The sequence below is a fragment of the Mesorhizobium sp. M1B.F.Ca.ET.045.04.1.1 genome, from assembly GCF_003952465.1.
Lineage (GTDB): Bacteria > Pseudomonadota > Alphaproteobacteria > Rhizobiales > Rhizobiaceae > Mesorhizobium > Mesorhizobium shonense.
In genome coordinates this window covers 2576480-2593571 of record NZ_CP034448.1, presented here as the reverse complement: position 1 = coordinate 2593571, position 17092 = coordinate 2576480, and the positions used below count along the sequence as shown (strand labels likewise).

The following is a 17092-nucleotide window of genomic DNA, read 5'->3' as shown; positions in this document are numbered from 1 at the left end:
GGGCCAGAAATGAGCACGACGCAGGCCCATTCGCCTGCCGGACCGGGCGCGCCGAGCAGGGCCACGTCGGAAGCCCTGCTGCATGTCGGCACGGCTCTGCTTGTCGTTGCGCTCGCCGTCTCCTCCTTTGCGGTCTGGACTCCGTTCGGGATTGCCGCGACCTTCGTGCTGACGCTGATCATTGCGAACGCGATGCCTTCGGGCGTCCCCGTGCTGATCATCTGCGCCTTCCTCTACCAGAACCTCGTGGTCGCCTGGTTCACCCCTTACATTCCCGACAACGACACATTCGACACGCTGCGCGGCACGAACTTCATCATCCTGATGACCGCGTTCGGCATTTTCCTGGCCGCCTCGTTTCAGCACCGCGTCCGCGCGCTGACCGAATTGCGGCCATGGCTGCTGCTGAGCATGGTTCTGTGCGGCACGGTTTGTTTCTATTTCGCCCTCGGGGTCGTGCATGGCGGCCCCAAGGACGCGGTCGTCTATTTCCGCAATACGATCACGCCGCTGGCCTGCTTCCACGTTGCGGTCCTTGCCGCCAGCCTTTATCCCGTCGACCTGCGCAAGAGCATGCTCTGGCTTGGCGCCGGCGCGATCATCTATGGCTATGCGGAACTGACCTTCACCATGGATTTCCTCGGGCTCTTCCATGGCGACCAATATGTCGAGCGCAGCATATCGCGACAGGTCGAGACAGGTGTATGGGAGCAGGCGCTGAAGGAGACGGGTTTCGTTTACCGTGGGATCGAGGACGTGATGACCACGACCTTCTTCAACACGCCGCTGTTCAACGACATCCTGCCGAGCGTCTTCCGCATCGGCGGCCCCAACTTCCATCCGATCAGCTATGCTTACGCCTTGAGCATCATATCGGCCTGGCTTCTCTTCAGGGGACGATGGTTGCTGCCTCTTGCGGCCTTGCCGCTGCTGCTCGTCATCGGCTCCAAGGGCGCCACCTTCATGCTCTTCGTCGCGATTGCCGTGCGGCTCATCTACAGCCCCGCCCGCGCCGGTCTGGCGCTCATGGCCGCGATCGCCCTGGCCGTAGTCTGGACGACGGCGGCGATCGCCTACGGCGCCACGCATGGCGACTACCATGTCCTCGGCCTGATCGCCGGTATGCGCGACTTCCTGGCCGATCCGCTCGGCCAAGGACTGGGTCTCGGTGGCAACCTGTCGAGCACGAGCATCAATCTCAACTGGCAAAGCGCTCAGGCCGAGGGTGCCGCCTCCGTTCCGGTCGAGAGCGCGGTTGGCGTCATGCTTTACCAGATGGGCGTAGGCAGCCTGGTGTTCTTCGGCTTCCTGGCGGCACTGTTGGTGGCATTGCGGCGGCAGCTCATCGAAACCGGCGACCCTGATTTCCTGTTCGGCTTTGTCGGCATCGCCACCATCTCGGCCAACGCCGTGCTGCAGGAGGAAGCGTTCTACTCCCCGCTCGCCCTCGCCTTCTGCCTGCTGCTCGCCGGGATCTCGCTCGGAACACGCTGGCGCATTGCCGCCGCGGCAAGAGCTGGTTCGCCCGGCTGATTCAGCCGGCTGCGCGATGTCGTTCAGGAGCCGAACAGCACCATCTCGGTAAACGTCAGGTCTCCCGGCGAAGGTTGTTTCGGACCCTTGAAATACTTGATCCCCTTCTTCGGAAAATACCTGCCCGACAGACCGGGAACCGGCCCCATGGCATCGACGAGGCAAAGCAGCTTTCCACGCCGCAGGAGAAAGCGCCCCAGGGCCCCGGCACAGCGGACAAGGTCCACGTGCGAACGGCAGTAGACGACCTGGCAGCACGGAATGAGGCCACGCAAGATCCGGCGCGGCTTGAGCACAACGGGCAGCGCTACGCCATCGCAAATGCATATCAGCGAAAGGCAGCCCAGCGCCGCATGCTCCAGGAGTATGTATCTTTCATTGTCGGTGAGCTCAGCCATGTCGGCGAGCTCCGCATGGACTTCCAGCACGCGGTCCGACGGCGGCACGGAATTGAAAGCCGGAAGGAAGGCGACCTGTCCGCCGGAAAACAGGCGAAAACCGAACGCTTTGTTGAGCTTCACGGTCCCGGGTGATGGAGAAATATTGATGTAGACCACGTCCTTGCGCGCAATGACCGTCGCGATCATCCTGCTGGCATAGGGCCGGAACTCCGCGTCCACGGACCAGCTCGACAGATTGCAGCGGATTTCGTCGCCCTCCAGGCTCCTGTGCCTGGCATAAAGCGTAAGCACGGCGCCGACGATCCGGCCTGACTTCTCGAGGACAAATCCATATCGCGGGAAATCGGCGACCACGGGCCGCTGCGAGAGACGCGTCAGCGCATCTATCCAATAGCCCCGGCTGCGTTCCGGAAAGCCCCTGTGCAGGCAATCCGCCACGCCTTCCCAATCTCCCTCGTCGAAGGGTCGGCAGCCGACACCGGGAGGAAATGCACCGAGAACCGCCATGGTCGACTCAAGAAAAAAGGCACCGGATATGGTCGAGGTCCGTATTATCCTGACGATCGATTACTAACGAATTACACCGCCGTCGAAGCCAATTTTATTGGCCATATCTCACGCCGCCGTGCAGCGCTCCTCCGCCACACCTGAGCTTCCAAATTCTACAACTCCAAAGATATTTAAGGGTTGTAGGATCGACTAATAATCATTTGTTTTCGCGTAATCCGGTGGAGAGCCATTGCACGCCTTTCCTGATTGCCCCTGGCCCCAGCCCTTTGCGATCAGCCCTCGAGCCACCGCAGGACGCTGCCGCTATCCCGACCAACACGGCGCTATCGACGGCGCGACCGCACAGCCAAAATTTCTGCCGACCCCGCTTGTACCGAAATCTCATATGTGAATATAGTCTTCACAAGAGAAGATTTGGGGAGGATCGATCGCGTCTGGCTCCGGCTTTGCCCGGACGGCGCGGCCTATTCTCCGGCAGCGGATGAACAGGACAATGACCAGCTTCCCGCCCACCGTCGGCGTCGCTTCGACACGCCCTTCCGACATGCCGGCAGATCACGCCGAGCTGCCGGTGTGGAACGCCGAAAACTGGTTTTACGAGGATTGGCCGGTCGGCCAGAAAATCCGCTCGCTCCGGCGCACCATGGCCGAGGGCGACAGCCATCTCTTCAACACCCTGGTGCTCGACATCCATCCCTATGTTCAGGACCAGATGTTCGCCGAGCGCGAAGGCATTTTCGGCAAGCGTCTGGTGGCCGGCGCGTTCGTCTTCTCCGCCGGGCTCGGCCTCGTCGCGACCAACTGCGTCAACGCCTTTTCCTACGGCTACGACAAGCTTCGCTTCATCAAGCCGGTCTTCATCGGCGACACCATCTATTCGATCCGCACCAACATGGAAAAAAGGCCTCGCTATCATGACATGGGGCTGATCCGCGCCAGCTACGAAGTGTTCAAGGGCGAAGGCGAGCTGGTGCTCTACTGCGAGCACCTGCAGACGGTGAAATACAAGAACCCGGCCGACTTCGCCGGCAAGACGGAGAAGTGATGATGGCCGACCTGCCGCTCTCCGGCCTCGTCGTCGTCGATATGAGCCAGTTCCTGTCGGGACCTTACTGCTCGCTGAGGCTCCTCGATCTCGGCGCCCGCGTCATCAAGATCGAGCGGCCCGATGGCGGCGACCTATCGCGCAGGCTCTATCTCAGCGACACCGAGATCGGCGGCGATTCCACCATCTTCCACGCCATCAACCGGGCCAAGGAGAGCTTCGCGGTCGACCTGAAGAATGAGGACGACCTGAAGGCGCTGCGCGGGCTGCTCGCGAAAGCCGACGTGCTAATCCAGAACTTCCGGCCCGGCGTCATCGAGCGGCTCGGCCTCGACTATGAGCATGTGCGCACGCTCAACCCGCGCCTGGTCTATGCCTCGATCAGCGGCTATGGCGAGGAAGGCCCGTGGGTGAAGCGTCCGGGCCAGGACCTGCTCGCCCAGGCGCGTTCCGGCGTGATGTGGCTGAATGGCGACGAGGACCAGGGTCCGGTGCCGTTCGGCCTGGCGATCGCCGACATGCTGGCGGGTGCCGCTTGCGCGCAAGGCATCCTCGCCGCCCTGGTCCGGCGCGGCATCACCGGCGAAGGCGGCCATATCGAGACCAGCCTGTTCGAGGCGCTGATCGACTTCCAATTCGAGGTCCTGACGACGCATCTCAACGATGGCCGGCGGCTGCCGCGCCGCTCGTCCTTCCGCAGCGCCCACGCCTATCTGGCGGCGCCCTACGGCGTCTATCCGGCGAAGGACGGTTTCCTCGCGATCGCCATGACGCCGATCCCGAAGCTTGCCGACCTGCTGGAGATCGAGGCGCTGGCGCCCTATCGCGACCAGCCGTCGACCTGGTTCACCGCGCGCGACGAGATCAAGGCGATCATCGCCCAGCGCATCGCGCAGAAGTCGGTCGACGAATGGCTGGCGATCCTCGAGCCGGCCGACATCTGGTGCGCCAAGGTGCTGAACTGGAAGAAGATGCTGGAGAGCGACGGCTTCACGGCGCTCGACCTCTTGCAGACCGTGACGCGCGAGGACGGTGTTGCGATCCACACCACCCGGTCGCCGCTGAGGATCGACGGCGTGCGCGCCAAGGTCGAGCAGGCCGCGCCGCGCGTCGGCGAGCACAGCGCAAAAATCCGCGAGGAATTCGGCCTGTGACGTCGCTCAAGGGCATGACCTGGAACCATCCGCGCGGCTACGACCCGATGGTCGCCTGCTCCAGGCTGTGGAAGGAAAAGACCGGCGTTTCGATCGAATGGGAGAAGCGCTCGCTGCAGGATTTCGAATCCTTCCCGGTCGAGGAACTCGCCCGCGCGTATGACCTGATCGTCATCGATCATCCGCATGTCGGCCAGATCACCGCCGAGAAGTGTCTCGCGCCGCTCGACGTGCCGGGCCGCGAGGCGGACCGCGCGGCGCTGGCGAAGGCAAGCGTCGGCCGATCCTACCCAAGCTATACCTGGCAAGGACGGCAATGGGCCTTCCCTATCGATGCCGCGACCCAGGTGCAGGCCTGGCGTCCCGATCTGATCGAGACCGCGCCGACGTTCTGGACCGAAGTGCTGGAACTCGCCCTAGAGGGCCGCGTGCTTCTGCCGCTCAGGCCGCCCCATTCGCTGATGTGTTTCTACACGCTTGCCGCCGATCTCGGCCGGCCATGCATTGTCGATGGATCAGGTGACCTGGCCGATCCGGAGATCGGCGAGACCGCCTTCGAAATGCTGCGCGAGATCATAGCGCTCGTCGATCCCGAATGCCTGACGATGGATCCGATCGCCGTGTTCGAAAAGACGGCCGAGGCCGGCTCGAGCATTGCCTGTGTGCCGCTGGTCTATGGCTACGTGCCTTATGCGGTAGCAGGGTTCCGCCCGAACCGGCTTGCCTTTTGCGACATGCCGGTCGCCGGTGGCAACGGCCCGGTCGGCTCCGCCCTCGGCGGCACCGGCATCGCCGTCTCGGCCTTCTCAAATGCGAGCAGGGAAGCGATCGACTTCGCATACTGGATCGCCAGCGGCGAGGTGCAGCGCGGACCGTATGCCGTCGCCGGTGGCCAGCCCGGCCATGCCGCCGCCTGGGAGGACGAGGCCGTCAATGCCGCGACCGGCGACTTCTATCGCGCCACGCGGGCAACGCTCGAAGGCGCCTGGGTGCGTCCGCGCCATGACGGCTACATGGCCTTCCAGCAGGCGGCATCCGACCGCCTCAACGAGGGCCTTGTCGGCCGGCAGGACGCACGCCGCGTCGTCGCCGACATCAACCGCCTGTTCCGAGAAAGTTTCGCGCCGTCCGTCGCCGGCTAACGTCGCTTAACCCGCGCAACGGTCTCGGGGTTTAAAGCCGCCACAGCTTCTTCGCGTTGCCGGACAAAAGCTTGGCGCGCTCGGTGTCGCTTGCGCCTGCAAGGAGCGCATGCGTCGCCGCCACCCAGCCGAGCAGCCCGCCGCCCAGTGTGCAGACCGGCCAGTCGCTGCCCCACACGACACGGTCCCAGCCAAAGCTGCCGATCGTGTGCTCGACATAGGGCCGTAGCGTCTCGACGGTCCAGGTCGCGGGATCGGCATAGGCGACGACGCCGGAGATCTTGCCGACGACATTGGGGCGCCGGGCGATCTCGGCGATCTGCTCGCGCCAGGGGTGCTCGGCCTTACCCTTGATGTCGGGCACGCCGCAATGGTCGAGGACGAACTGCACCTCCGGCGCCAGATCGACCAGCGCGATCGCTTGGGCCATCTGCCTCGGCAGCACGCAGAGGTCGAAGGTCAGCCCGCTGCCGGCGATACGTCGGATGTTCTCGCGGAACAGGGGGCCCTCCGAGACGTCGTCGGGCACGACATGCAGCACGCGGCGGAAACCCTTGACGAAAGGATCGGCCTTCGCCTTGTCCAGCCATGCGGCGAAGTCAGCCTCTTCCGGCCGGCACGAGACGATCGCGCCCCGCACCAGGCTGCCAGGCTTCTTCGACAATCCTTCGACGTGAGCCGTCTCGGCCTCGATATCGGCCGGCTCGACATCGACCTCCATATGCAGCGCCAGCTCTATGCCGGCGCGGCGCGCCTCTGTGGCGTATTCATCGTAGGAGAAGTTGTGGTCCAGCGCCGGTACGCCGGACAGCCAAGGGTAGCGCAGCGCCGCCTTATCGATGAGATGCAGGTGCGTGTCGACGATCATGGCTTCCTCCCTTGTCGCGCACATACATGTTGCCCCAAACCGTGCAGCGGTCTTGGGAAAAGAACATGCATCAAAACATGGACCCGATCATCTCACGGGAGAATTGATCATTCAAATAAGAATTACGCCTTGGGCATCACGTCCGATCCGGCGAGTTGCGACAGACGGGCGGCGGCGGCCTGGAGCAGCGTGATGGTCCTGGTGATATCGGGCGCGGCCGGTGCATTGACCAGCGTGATATAGGGGATGGTGAGCGCGGCGATGCCGCGTCCGTCGGGACCGAGCACCGGCGCCGACAGATTGTAGACGCCGGCCGTCTGCAGCGAAGCCATCATCTCGTAGCCGCGGTCGCGCACCTGGTCGAGGCGGGCGAAGAAGTCGGGCGACAGCTTCATCTCCTCGTTGCTGCGCAAATGCTCGGCGATCATCATCTTACGCTCTTCCGGCGAGCGGAAGGCCAGCAGCACGTGCCCCGATCCGGTGTCGAACAGGCTGATATGCGAGCCGACGCGGATCGAGATTCCCCAGTATCCCGGCGCTTCCTGCTGGGCGATGACGACAGCGCTGCCGCGGTCGAACACCACGAGCTGGTTTGCCTGCCACGCGGTTTCGGCCAATTCGCGCATGATCGAGGTGGCGTAGGAGACCAGCCTGCGCACCGGCGCATGCAGCTGGCCGAGCCCGAAGAGCTTCAGCGTCAGCGAATAGCGGTCGCCGTCGGGGCGTGTGACGTAGCCGCGTTTCACCAGCCGGTCGAGCATCCGGTAGAATTCGTTCGGGCTGCGGTCGAGCCGCTTGGCGATCTCGGCCTGAGTCAGCCCGCCATCGACGCTGGCCAGCAGTTCCAGGATGTCCAGCCCTTTGTCCAGAGCCGGCGCGCGATAGCGGTCTTCCTCGTCTTCCTGCACCGGATGCCTCTCTGGTGAATTTCCATCTTCATATACGCAAGAGCGCCTTCATTGGGAAGAAGTTTCGGCTTGACGACTTATGAATATTTTGTTTGCATATGAATGAAGCGGTAGAGCTTCAGGTCATGACGGCCCATCGGCCGTCCAGGGAGGAATTCATGAACAGACTGCTTACCGGCGTCGCCGCCGGCGCATTGCTCATGGCATCGGGCGCTGCATTCGCGGCCGACCTGCCGGGCAAGTTTTCCGGCGTCACCATCGACGCCAAGCTAATCGGCGGCCAGCAATACGAAAAACTCTACGAGCGCATCGGCGAGTGGGAGAAGGCGACCGGCGCAAAGGTCAACGTCATCTCCAAGAAGAATCACTTCGATCTCGACAAGGAGATCAAGTCGGACATCGCCTCCAACTCGATCACCTGGTGCGTCGGCTCCAACCACACCTCGTTCGCGCCGCAATATCCGGGCATCTACACCGATCTCGCCAAGCTCTTGCCGAAGGAGGAGATCGACGCCTTCGTTCCGGCCAACATCGCGGCGGGAACGCTCGACGGCAAGCTGGTGATGCTGCCGCGCGCGCAGTTCGACGTCTCGGCGCTCTACTACCAGAAGAGCCTCTATCAGGACGAAGCCAAGAAGAAGGCTTACAAGGAGAAGTACGGCGAGGAACTCGCGCCGCCGGACACGTTCGACGAGATGGCCCAGCAGGCGGAATTCTTCGCCAGCCCGCCCGATTTCTACGGCACGCAATATGCAGGCAAGGAAGAAGCGATCAACGGCCGCTTCTACGAGATGCTGATCGCCGACGGCGGCGAATATCTCGATAAGGACGGCAAGCCGGCCTTCAATTCCGAAGCCGGCGTCAAGGCGCTCGACTGGTTCGTCAACCTCTACAAGGCTAAGGCCGTGCCGGCCGGCACGACAAACTATCTGTGGGACGATCTCGGCCAGGGTTTTGCCTCCGGCACCGTAGCGATCAATCTCGACTGGCCGGGCTGGGCCGGCTTCTTCAACGACCCGAAGTCGTCCAAGGTCGCCGGCAATGTCGGCGTCAAGGTCCAGCCCAAGGGCTCGTCCGGCAAGCGCTCTGGCTGGTCCGGCGCGCACGGCTTCTCGGTGACCGAGAACTGCGCCAACAAGGACGCCGCCGCTTCGCTGGTCTGGTGGCTGACCAACGAGGACAGCCAGAAGCTGGAAGCCGCGGCCGGCCCGCTGCCCACCCGCACCAAGGTGTGGGAGTGGGACCTCGAGCAGGCGAAGTCCGATCCTTACAAGACCGAAGTGCTGCAGGCCTTCCAGGAAGCCGCCAAGAACGCCTTCCCGGTGCCGCAGACGCCGGAGTGGATCGAGATCTCCAACGCCGTCTATCCGGAACTGCAGGCCGCGATCCTCGGCGACAAGACCTCCAAGCAAGCGCTTGACGATGCGGCCGCCAAGGCGACGCAGATCCTTGAGGACGCTGGCAAGCTCTAAGGACCATCTTCCCCGCGGCGCCGGTCCTCGCGACCGGCGCCGCTTTGACCGATGCCGCCGCCTGCGACACGGATCGCCGGTCGCGCAACCATCTTTGGGACATTGCATGACGGCCAAGCGGCTATCCGCGCCAACCCTTCTCCTGCTGCCGGCCGTCCTCGTGCTGGCGGCGGTGGTGGTCGTACCGCTCTGCCTGTCCTTCTATTCCAGCTTTACGCCGTTCAGGCTGACGCGGCCGGAGACCTTCTTCACCTTCATCGGCCTGCGCAACTATCGCAACATCCTGTCCGACACGAATTTCTGGTGGGCATTCGGCCGCACCGTGCTCTTGCTCACCATCGCGCTCAATCTCGAAATGCTGCTTGGGCTCGGCCTTGCGCTGCTGGTCGAGAAGGCCAGCCGCGGCCAGCGGTTGCTGCGCACCATCATGATGTTTCCGATGATGTTCTCGCCGATCCTCGTCGGCTTCCAGTTCAAGTTCATGTTCAACGACAATATCGGGCTGGTGAACAACGCGCTGCAGTCGCTTGGGCTGACGCGGGATGCCATCCCCTGGCTGATCGAAGGCCACCTCGCTTTCATCGCCATTTCGATCGCCGAGATCTGGTCGTCGACCTCGATCTTCGCGATCCTGATCCTTGCCGGCCTGCTCGCCATGCCGAAGGAGCCGGTCGAGGCGGCGCGAGTCGACGGCTGCACGCCCTGGCAGACCTTCCGCTATGTGACCTGGCCCTTCATCATGCCCTTCGCCTATATCGCCATGACCATCCGCTCGCTCGACGTCGCGCGCGCCTACGACATCGTCAAGATCATGACGGATGGCGGCCCGGCCGGCCGCACGGAGCTTTTGTGGACGCTGGTCGCGCGCACCGCTTACGGCGACGCGCGCATGGGCGTTGCCAACGCGATGGCCTATTTCTCGATCCTGCTGTCGATCGTCTTCACCGTCTATTTCTTCAGGAAGCTCGCCTCGGCGCGCACCCAGATCGGCGCGGAGTGGTGAGAATGGACGCCAATGCATCCGCCCGCCTGAAGCGCCGCGTGGCGACCGTCGCGCACCGCGTCGGCCTGTTCTTCGCCATGCTTTTGATCTGCCTGCCCGGCATTTGGATCGTGCTGTCCTCGCTGCGGCCGACCGTCGAGATCCTGGCCAAGCCGCCGGTCTGGATTCCGCAGCAGGTCTCGCTCGATGCCTACATCGCCATGTTCAGCGGTGTCGGCAAGGGCGGCATTCCGGTCCTCGACTATTTCCGCAATTCGTTGATCATCTCGGTCACCTCGACCGTGATTGCCATCGCCATCGGCATGGCCGGCGGCTACGCCTTCGCGCGCTACCGCTTCCGCGGCAAGTCGGCGATGTTCCTCGGCCTGATGCTGACGCGCACCGTGCCCGGCATCGCGCTCTCACTGCCGCTGTTCTTCGTCTATGCGCGGCTCGACATCATCGACACGCATTTCGGCCTGATTCTGGCCTATGTCGCGCTCAACGTGCCCTTCACCATCTGGCTGATCGACGGCTTCTTCCGCCAGGTGCCGAAGGACCTTGCCGAGGCCGCGCAGATCGACGGCTGCACGCGCTGGCAGGCTTTCTGGCAGGTCGAGTTTCCGCTCGCCGGACCCGGCATCGCGTCCGCCGGCATCTTCGCCTTCCTCACCTCCTGGAACGAGTTCGCGCTGGCCTCGCAGCTGACGCGCTCGATCAATTCCAAGACGCTGCCCGTCGGGCTGCTCGATTACACGGCCGAATTCACCATCGACTGGCGCGGCATGTGCGCGCTGGCCGTGGTGATGATCATTCCGGCGCTAATCCTCACCTTCATCGTCCAGAAACACCTCGTCGGCGGCCTGACCTCCGGCGCGGTGAAAGGTTGATCCGATGGCGATTGTCTCGCTCAAGAAACTCACAAAGCGTTACGGCAACATGGAGATCGTGCACAGCATCGACCTCGACGTCGCCGACCGTGAGTTCATCGCGCTCGTCGGGCCGTCCGGTTGCGGCAAGTCGACCACCTTGCGCATGATCGCCGGGCTGGAGGACATCTCCGGCGGCACGATCGAGATCGGCGGCCGCGTCGTCAACGACCTGCCGCCGCGCTCGCGCAACATCTCGATGGTGTTCCAGTCCTACGCGCTTTATCCGCATATGACGGTGCGCGAGAATCTCGGCTTCTCGCTCAAGATCGCCGGCGCGCCGAAGGAAGAAATGGACCGCCGCGTCGCCGAAGCGTCGGCCATCCTCGGCCTCGACGCGCTGCTCGAGCGCCGTCCCTCCCAGCTTTCGGGCGGCCAGCGCCAGCGCGTCGCCATGGGCCGCGCCATCGTGCGCGATCCGGACGTCTTCCTGTTCGACGAGCCGCTCAGCAATCTCGACGCAAAGCTGCGCACCCAGATGCGCACCGAGATCAAGAAGTTGCACGCCAAGGTGAAGTCCACCGTCATCTACGTTACGCACGACCAGGTCGAGGCGATGACGCTTGCCGACCGCATCGTCATCATGCGCGACGGCTATATCGAGCAGGTCGGCACGCCGGACGAAGTCTTCCAGCGCCCGGCGACGCGCTTCGTCGCGGGCTTCATCGGCTCGCCGCCGATGAACCTGCAGGAGGCGACCGTGGACGACGGCAAGATCGTCTTCGCCAGCGGCCAGAGCCTGCCGCTTCCCGGCCGGTTCAAGGCCAGGGTGAGCCCCGGAGACAAGGTGGTGTTCGGCCTGCGGCCCGACGATCTCTACCCCGTGGGTCACGGCTTGCATTCCGGCGACGCCGCGGACGTCCATGAGGTCGACCTGCCGGTGACGGTGACCGAGCCGCTCGGCAACGAAACGCTGGTGTTCGCCGAATTCGACCGCCGCGACTGGGTTTCGCGTATGCTGAATCCCAAGCCGCTGAAGGCGGGCGACCGTGTCGCCATGCATTTCGACCTGTCGCAGGCGCATCTCTTTTCCGCGGAAACCGGCAAATCCTTGAGGAGCTGACGATGGCGAAGATCGAGAAAGTCGAGCTTGCAATGGTCGACCTGGTGCCGAAGGTCAAGCGCACCGACGCCATCCAGAGTTTCGTCAGCCAGGAGACGCCGATCGTCACCATCACCGACGCCGATGGCGCGGTCGGCATGGGCTACAGCTACACGATCGGCACCGGCGGCTCCTCGGTGATGCGGCTTCTGGCCGACCACCTTGCGCCGCGCCTGATCGGACAGGACGCCGACCGGATCGAGGCGATCTGGCACGATCTCGAATTCGCCACTCATGCCACCACCATCGGCGCCATCACGGCAATCGCGCTCGCAGCAATCGACACCGCGCTTTGGGACCTGCGGGCGCGGAAGCAGAAGCTGCCGCTCTGGAAACTCGCCGGCGGCGCCAAGGATCGCTGCCCGCTCTACACCACCGAAGGCGGCTGGCTGCACATCGAGACGCAGGCGCTGGTTGCCGACGCGCTGGCAGCCAAGGCGAAAGGCTTCACCGGCTCCAAGGTCAAGATCGGCAAGCCGCACGGCTCGGAGGATTTCGCCCGTCTTTCGGCGGTGCGCAAGGCGGTCGGCGACGGCTACGAGATCATGACCGACTGCAACCAGGGCTTTTCCGTCGACGAAGCCATCCGGCGCGCCGAGCGGCTGCGCGACCTCGACCTCGCCTGGATCGAGGAGCCGCTGCCGGCCGACGACATCGATGGCCATGTGCGATTGTCGCGTTCGACCGCGACGCCGGTGGCGGTCGGCGAGTCGCTTTATTCGATCCGCCATTTCCGCGAGTATATGCAAAAGGGCGGCTGCAACATCGTCCAGGTCGATGTCGGCCGCATCGGCGGCATCACGCCCTGGCTGAAGGTGGCGCATATGGCGGAAGCCTTCGACATGCCCATCTGCCCGCATTTCCTGATGGAACTGCATGTCAGCCTGGCCTGCGCGGTGCCGAACGGCAAATATGTCGAGTACATTCCGCAGCTGGATGAGTTGACGGGCAAGAAGATGGTGATCGAGAACGGACATGCGCTGGCGCCGAGCGAGCCGGGCCTCGGCATCGACTGGGATTTCGATGCGCTCAAGGCGCGCGGCATCGCCGAGTTCAGCGTCACCGTCACCGAACGGAGGAACTGAGATGCAGCGAATGGGCATGGTGCTCGGCCTCAAGCCGGAGAAGGTCGAGGAATATGTGCGCCTGCACGCCGCCGTCTGGGCGGACGTGCTGAAGGTGATCTCGGCCTGCAACATCGAGAACTACTCGATCTACCTCAAGCGGCCGGAGAACCTGCTGTTCTCCTATTTCGAGTATCACGGCACCGACTATGCCGCCGACATGGCCAAGATGGCCGCCGATCCAAAAACCCAGGAATGGTGGGCGGTCTGCATGCCTTGCCAGGAGCCTTTGCCGACAAGGCAGGAGGGCGAATGGTGGGCGATGATGGATGAAGTCTTCCACCATGACTGACGCCTTCGATCCCGCCTCGCTGGCGCAATCCTGGCCAAAGCCCACGAAGCCGCGTCCGATCGTGACCTTCGGCGCCGGCTCGATCGTTGGCGATGCGCATTTCCCGGCCTATCGCAAGGCCGGCTTTCCGGTTGCCGGCCTTTACGACCCGGACCAGGGCAAGGCTGAGACGCTGGCCGAGAAATGGGGCGTGACGGCGTTCCGCTCGGTGGACGAGGCGGCCGCTGTCAAGGACGCGATCTTCGATCTGGCGACGCCGCCCGGCCGGCACGCCGAGGTGCTGAAGGCCGTGCCCGACGGTGCGGTCGCATTGATCCAAAAGCCGATGGGCAACTATCTCGGCGAGGCAACCGAGATCCTCGAAATCTGCCGCACCAAGAGGCTCAAGGCTGCAGTCAATTTCCAGCTCCGCTTCGCGCCGATGATGCTGGCGCTGAAGGACGCGATTGCCAAGGGCTGGCTTGGCGATGTCGTCGACTTCGACGCCTGGCTGGCGCTCGACACGCCGTGGCAGCTCTGGGAATTCCTGCTCAAGGCGCCGCGCGTCGAGATCGCCATGCATTCGATCCATTACCTCGACCTGATCCGGCAGCTTCTGGGCGACCCCAAGGGGGTTCACGCCAAGACGCTCGGCCATCCCAATCACAAGGTCGCGCAGACCCGCACCAGCGCCATTCTCGACTATGGCGATACGGTGCGCTGCGCGCTCTCGATCAATCACGACCACAAGTTCGGGCGCCGGCACCAGGCCTGCGAGTTTCGCATCTGCGGCACCGAAGGCGCTGCCTACGTCAAGCTCGGCCTCAATCTTGACTATCCGCGCGGCGAGCCGGACGTGCTGGAGATCTACCCCAAGGGTGGGGCCGACTGGATAAAAGTGCCGCTGTCGGGCGCCTGGTTCCCCGACGCTTTTGTCGGGCGCATGGCCAATGTCCAGCGCTTCGCTTCCGGCGAGGACAAAGAGCTGGTCAGCTCAGTCAAGGACGCCTGGAACACAATGGCGCTGGTGGAGGCCGCCTATCGATCGAGCGCCGCGCCGGCGACGCCGCTGGCCGAAAGACCGTAAGGAACCGCATGGAACAGGTCACCTATTTCGAGGACTACGAGGTCGGCTCGTCTCGGCTGACAAGTGGGCGCACGATCACCGAGACGGACTTCGTCGTCCATGCCGGCCACACCGGCGATTTCTTTCCGCACCACATGGACGCCGAGTTCATGAAGACGACGCCCTTCGGCCAGCGCATCGCGCATGGCACGCTGGTCTTCTCGGTCGGCGTCGGCCTGACGGCGAACGTGATCAACCCTGTCGCCTTCTCCTATGGCTACGACAGGCTGCGCTTCATCAAGCCGGTCTTCATCGGCGACACGATCCGCACGCGCACGACGATCGCCGCGAAGGAGGACGATCCGAAACGCCCGGACTCCGGGCGTGTCATCGAACGCGTCGAGGTTCTGAACCAGCGCGACGAAGTCGTGCTTGCCGCGGACCACATCTATATCGTCGAGCGGCGCAAGCAGCCGGCCTGAGACACGAAGGAGAACCGACATGGCTCAATCACTGGACGGCAAGACCGTCGTCGTCACCGCGGCTGCGCAGGGCATCGGTCGGGCAAGCGCGCTCGCCTTCGCTGCCGCCGGCGCCACTGTCCATGCCACCGACATCAACGAAGCTGCGCTCGCCGAACTCGACGGCCATAAAGACATCGTCACCCGCAAGCTCGATGTGCTGAACGACGAGGCGGTGAAGACCGCCTTCGCCGAGATCGGCCGCGTCGACGTGCTGTTCAACTGCGCCGGCTTCGTCCATTCGGGCTCGATCCTCGAGATGAAGGACGGGGACCTCGACTTCGCCTTCAATCTCAACGTGCGCGCCATGATCCGCACCATCCGCGCCGTGCTGCCCGGCATGCTGGAACGCGGCGATGGCGCCATCATCAACATGGCGTCGGTCGCGGGCGCGCCGAAAGGCGTGCCCAACCGCTTCGCCTATGGCGTGACCAAGGCCGCCGTGATCGGCCTGACCAAATCGATCGCCGCCGACTACGTGGCCAAGGGCATCCGCTGCAACGCGATCTGCCCCGGCACGGTGGAGAGCCCCTCGCTCGAAAGCCGCATGCGCGCCCAGGGCGACTATGAAGCCGCCCGCGCGGCCTTCATCGCCCGCCAGCCGATGGGAAGGCTGGGCACGGCCGAGGAAATCGCCGATCTTGCCGTCTATCTGGCCGGCGCCACCTATACGACCGGGCAGGCCTATAATATCGACGGCGGCTGGTCGATCTGATGGAACTGAGAGCATGACCCGCATCACCGATCTTCACACCTTCGACCTGCGTTTTCCGACGTCGCAAAGCCTCGACGGCTCGGATGCGATGAACCCCGACCCGGACTACTCCGCGGCCTACGTCATCCTCGACACCGACGTGCCGTCGTTGAAGGGCCATGGGCTCACCTTCACCATCGGCCGCGGCAACGAGATCTGCTGCGCGGCGTTAGAAGCGCTGCGCCATCTGGTCGTCGGGCTCGACCTCGACTGGGTCAAGGAGGATCCCGGCCGTTTCTGGCACCACGTGACCGGCGACAGCCAGCTGCGCTGGATCGGCCCGGACAAGGGCGCCATGCATCTCGCGGTCGGCGCGGTCGTCAATGCGGTCTGGGACCTGTGGGCGAAGGAAGCCGGCAAGCCGGTCTGGCGGCTGGTCGCCGAGATGAGCCCGGAAGAGATCGTGCGGATCGTCGACTTCCGCTACCTCACCGATGCCATCACGCCGGCCGAGGCGCTGGAGATTCTGAAGAAAGCCGAGGCCGGCAAGGCCGAGCGCATCGCCACGCTAAAACGCGAAGGCTATGCCTGCTACACCACCTCCGCCGGCTGGCTCGGCTATCCCGACGACAAGCTGAGGCGGCTCTGCCAGGAAGCGGTCGACCAGGGTTTTGATCACATCAAGCTGAAGGTGGGCCGCGACCGCGCCGACGACATCCGCCGCCTCAGGATCGCGCGCGAGGTGATCGGCCCGGACCGTTACCTGATGATCGACGCCAACCAGGTCTGGGAGGTCGACCAGGCAATCGACTGGCTGGGTGACCTTGCCTTCGCCAAGCCCTTCTTCATCGAGGAGCCGACCAGCCCGGACGATGTCGCCGGCCATGCCAAGATCCGCAAGGCCGTGGCGCCGATCAAGGTCGCGACCGGCGAGATGTGCCAGAACAGGATCATGTTCAAGCAGTTCATCGCCGGCGGCGCCATCGACGTCGTGCAGATCGATTCCTGCCGCATGGGCGGCCTCAACGAGGTGCTTGCCGTCCTGCTGATCGCAGCCAAGTTCGGCCTGCCGGTCTGGCCGCATGCCGGCGGCGTCGGCCTCTGCGAATACGTCCAGCATCTGTCGATGATCGACTATGTCGCCGTCTCGGGCACCAAGCAGGATCGAGTGATCGAATATGTCGACCACATGCACGAGCATTTCCTCGAACCCTGCACCATCGAGAACGCGGCTTACATGCCGCCGACGGCGCCGGGCTTCTCGATCGAGATGAAGCCGGATTCCATTGCCGCCTATCGGCACCGTGGTTGATCAGAGTCGTAACGCAGGCGATTAGGCCCGCGTTACGACTTGCTTCTCCAGGCGTTCG

At 63.9% G+C, this 17092-nt stretch carries 17 protein-coding genes; 14 read left to right on the top strand and 3 right to left on the bottom strand.

Features of this window, described 5'->3' with window-relative positions; genetic code table 11:
- The first annotated feature begins 9 nt into the window (after nucleotides 1–9).
- Nucleotides 10–1533 carry a hypothetical protein gene (locus EJ071_RS12725; RefSeq protein ID WP_126098179.1) on the top strand — a complete coding sequence of 508 codons (1524 nt, stop codon included), beginning with the start codon at nucleotides 10–12 and terminating at the stop codon, nucleotides 1531–1533.
- A gap of 23 nt (nucleotides 1534–1556) precedes the next feature.
- Here EJ071_RS12725 and EJ071_RS12720 read toward each other — a convergent pair whose 3' ends face one another.
- A complete protein-coding gene (locus EJ071_RS12720; protein WP_245460208.1) occupies nucleotides 1557–2441 on the bottom strand; it encodes a hypothetical protein in 885 nt (294 codons plus the stop codon).
- A gap of 496 nt (nucleotides 2442–2937) precedes the next feature.
- Between EJ071_RS12720 and EJ071_RS12715 the strand changes: the two genes are divergently transcribed.
- Genes EJ071_RS12715 through EJ071_RS12705 form a run of 3 tightly spaced genes read left to right on the top strand, consistent with a single transcriptional unit; the run spans nucleotide 2938 to nucleotide 5785 of the window.
- Nucleotides 2938–3489, top strand: a complete 552-nt coding sequence (locus EJ071_RS12715; RefSeq protein ID WP_126098178.1) for a MaoC family dehydratase — start codon at nucleotides 2938–2940, stop codon at nucleotides 3487–3489.
- Complete coding sequence (locus EJ071_RS12710) at nucleotides 3489–4643, top strand: CaiB/BaiF CoA-transferase family protein (RefSeq protein ID WP_126098177.1); 1155 nt, start codon at nucleotides 3489–3491, stop codon at nucleotides 4641–4643. Before EJ071_RS12715 ends, EJ071_RS12710 begins: the two co-directional genes overlap by 1 nt.
- A 14-nt stretch (nucleotides 4644–4657) precedes the next feature.
- Complete coding sequence (locus EJ071_RS12705) at nucleotides 4658–5785, top strand: extracellular solute-binding protein (protein WP_126102556.1); 1128 nt, start codon at nucleotides 4658–4660, stop codon at nucleotides 5783–5785.
- Between the two features lie 31 nt (nucleotides 5786–5816).
- On the opposite strand, the gene EJ071_RS12700 is transcribed toward EJ071_RS12705, so the two are convergent.
- Complete coding sequence (locus EJ071_RS12700; protein WP_126098176.1) at nucleotides 5817–6653, bottom strand: amidohydrolase; 837 nt, start codon at nucleotides 6651–6653, stop codon at nucleotides 5817–5819.
- Nucleotides 6654–6775: 122 nt separating this feature from the next.
- Nucleotides 6776–7561, bottom strand: a complete 786-nt coding sequence (locus tag EJ071_RS12695; protein ID WP_126098175.1) for an IclR family transcriptional regulator — start codon at nucleotides 7559–7561, stop codon at nucleotides 6776–6778.
- Nucleotides 7562–7719: 158 nt separating this feature from the next.
- Between EJ071_RS12695 and EJ071_RS12690 the strand changes: the two genes are divergently transcribed.
- The 10 genes from EJ071_RS12690 to EJ071_RS12645 all read left to right on the top strand — a co-directional run bounded on the left by EJ071_RS12690 (nucleotide 7720) and on the right by EJ071_RS12645 (nucleotide 17034).
- Nucleotides 7720–9033, top strand: coding sequence for a sugar ABC transporter substrate-binding protein (locus EJ071_RS12690; RefSeq protein WP_126098174.1), 1314 nt, complete (start codon nucleotides 7720–7722; stop codon nucleotides 9031–9033).
- A 106-nt stretch (nucleotides 9034–9139) separates the two neighbouring features.
- Nucleotides 9140–10036 (top strand): sugar ABC transporter permease, encoded by an 897-nt coding sequence (locus EJ071_RS12685; protein WP_126098173.1) that lies wholly within the window; start codon nucleotides 9140–9142, stop codon nucleotides 10034–10036.
- 2 nt (nucleotides 10037–10038) lie between these two features.
- Nucleotides 10039–10905, top strand: coding sequence for a carbohydrate ABC transporter permease (locus EJ071_RS12680; RefSeq protein WP_126098172.1), 867 nt, complete (start codon nucleotides 10039–10041; stop codon nucleotides 10903–10905).
- A 4-nt stretch (nucleotides 10906–10909) separates the two neighbouring features.
- Nucleotides 10910–12007, top strand: a complete 1098-nt coding sequence (gene ugpC / locus EJ071_RS12675) for a sn-glycerol-3-phosphate ABC transporter ATP-binding protein UgpC (protein ID WP_126098171.1) — start codon at nucleotides 10910–10912, stop codon at nucleotides 12005–12007.
- A 2-nt stretch (nucleotides 12008–12009) separates the two neighbouring features.
- Nucleotides 12010–13131, top strand: coding sequence for a mandelate racemase/muconate lactonizing enzyme family protein (locus EJ071_RS12670; protein ID WP_126098170.1), 1122 nt, complete (start codon nucleotides 12010–12012; stop codon nucleotides 13129–13131).
- A gap of 1 nt (nucleotide 13132) precedes the next feature.
- The gene (locus tag EJ071_RS12665; protein WP_126098169.1) at nucleotides 13133–13462 is read left to right on the top strand and encodes an L-rhamnose mutarotase; all 330 of its coding nucleotides are present in this window, start codon (nucleotides 13133–13135) and stop codon (nucleotides 13460–13462) included.
- Nucleotides 13455–14528, top strand: coding sequence for a Gfo/Idh/MocA family oxidoreductase (locus EJ071_RS12660; RefSeq protein ID WP_126102555.1), 1074 nt, complete (start codon nucleotides 13455–13457; stop codon nucleotides 14526–14528). The genes EJ071_RS12665 and EJ071_RS12660 overlap by 8 nt, the downstream gene beginning before the upstream one ends.
- Nucleotides 14529–14536: 8 nt before the next feature.
- Nucleotides 14537–14989 carry a MaoC/PaaZ C-terminal domain-containing protein gene (locus tag EJ071_RS12655; protein ID WP_126098168.1) on the top strand — a complete coding sequence of 151 codons (453 nt, stop codon included), beginning with the start codon at nucleotides 14537–14539 and terminating at the stop codon, nucleotides 14987–14989.
- Nucleotides 14990–15008: 19 nt separating this feature from the next.
- Nucleotides 15009–15743, top strand: coding sequence for an SDR family oxidoreductase (locus tag EJ071_RS12650; RefSeq protein ID WP_126098167.1), 735 nt, complete (start codon nucleotides 15009–15011; stop codon nucleotides 15741–15743).
- Between the two features lie 13 nt (nucleotides 15744–15756).
- Nucleotides 15757–17034 carry an L-fuconate dehydratase gene (locus EJ071_RS12645; RefSeq protein WP_126098166.1) on the top strand — a complete coding sequence of 426 codons (1278 nt, stop codon included), beginning with the start codon at nucleotides 15757–15759 and terminating at the stop codon, nucleotides 17032–17034.
- The last annotated feature ends 58 nt before the right edge of the window (nucleotides 17035–17092 follow it).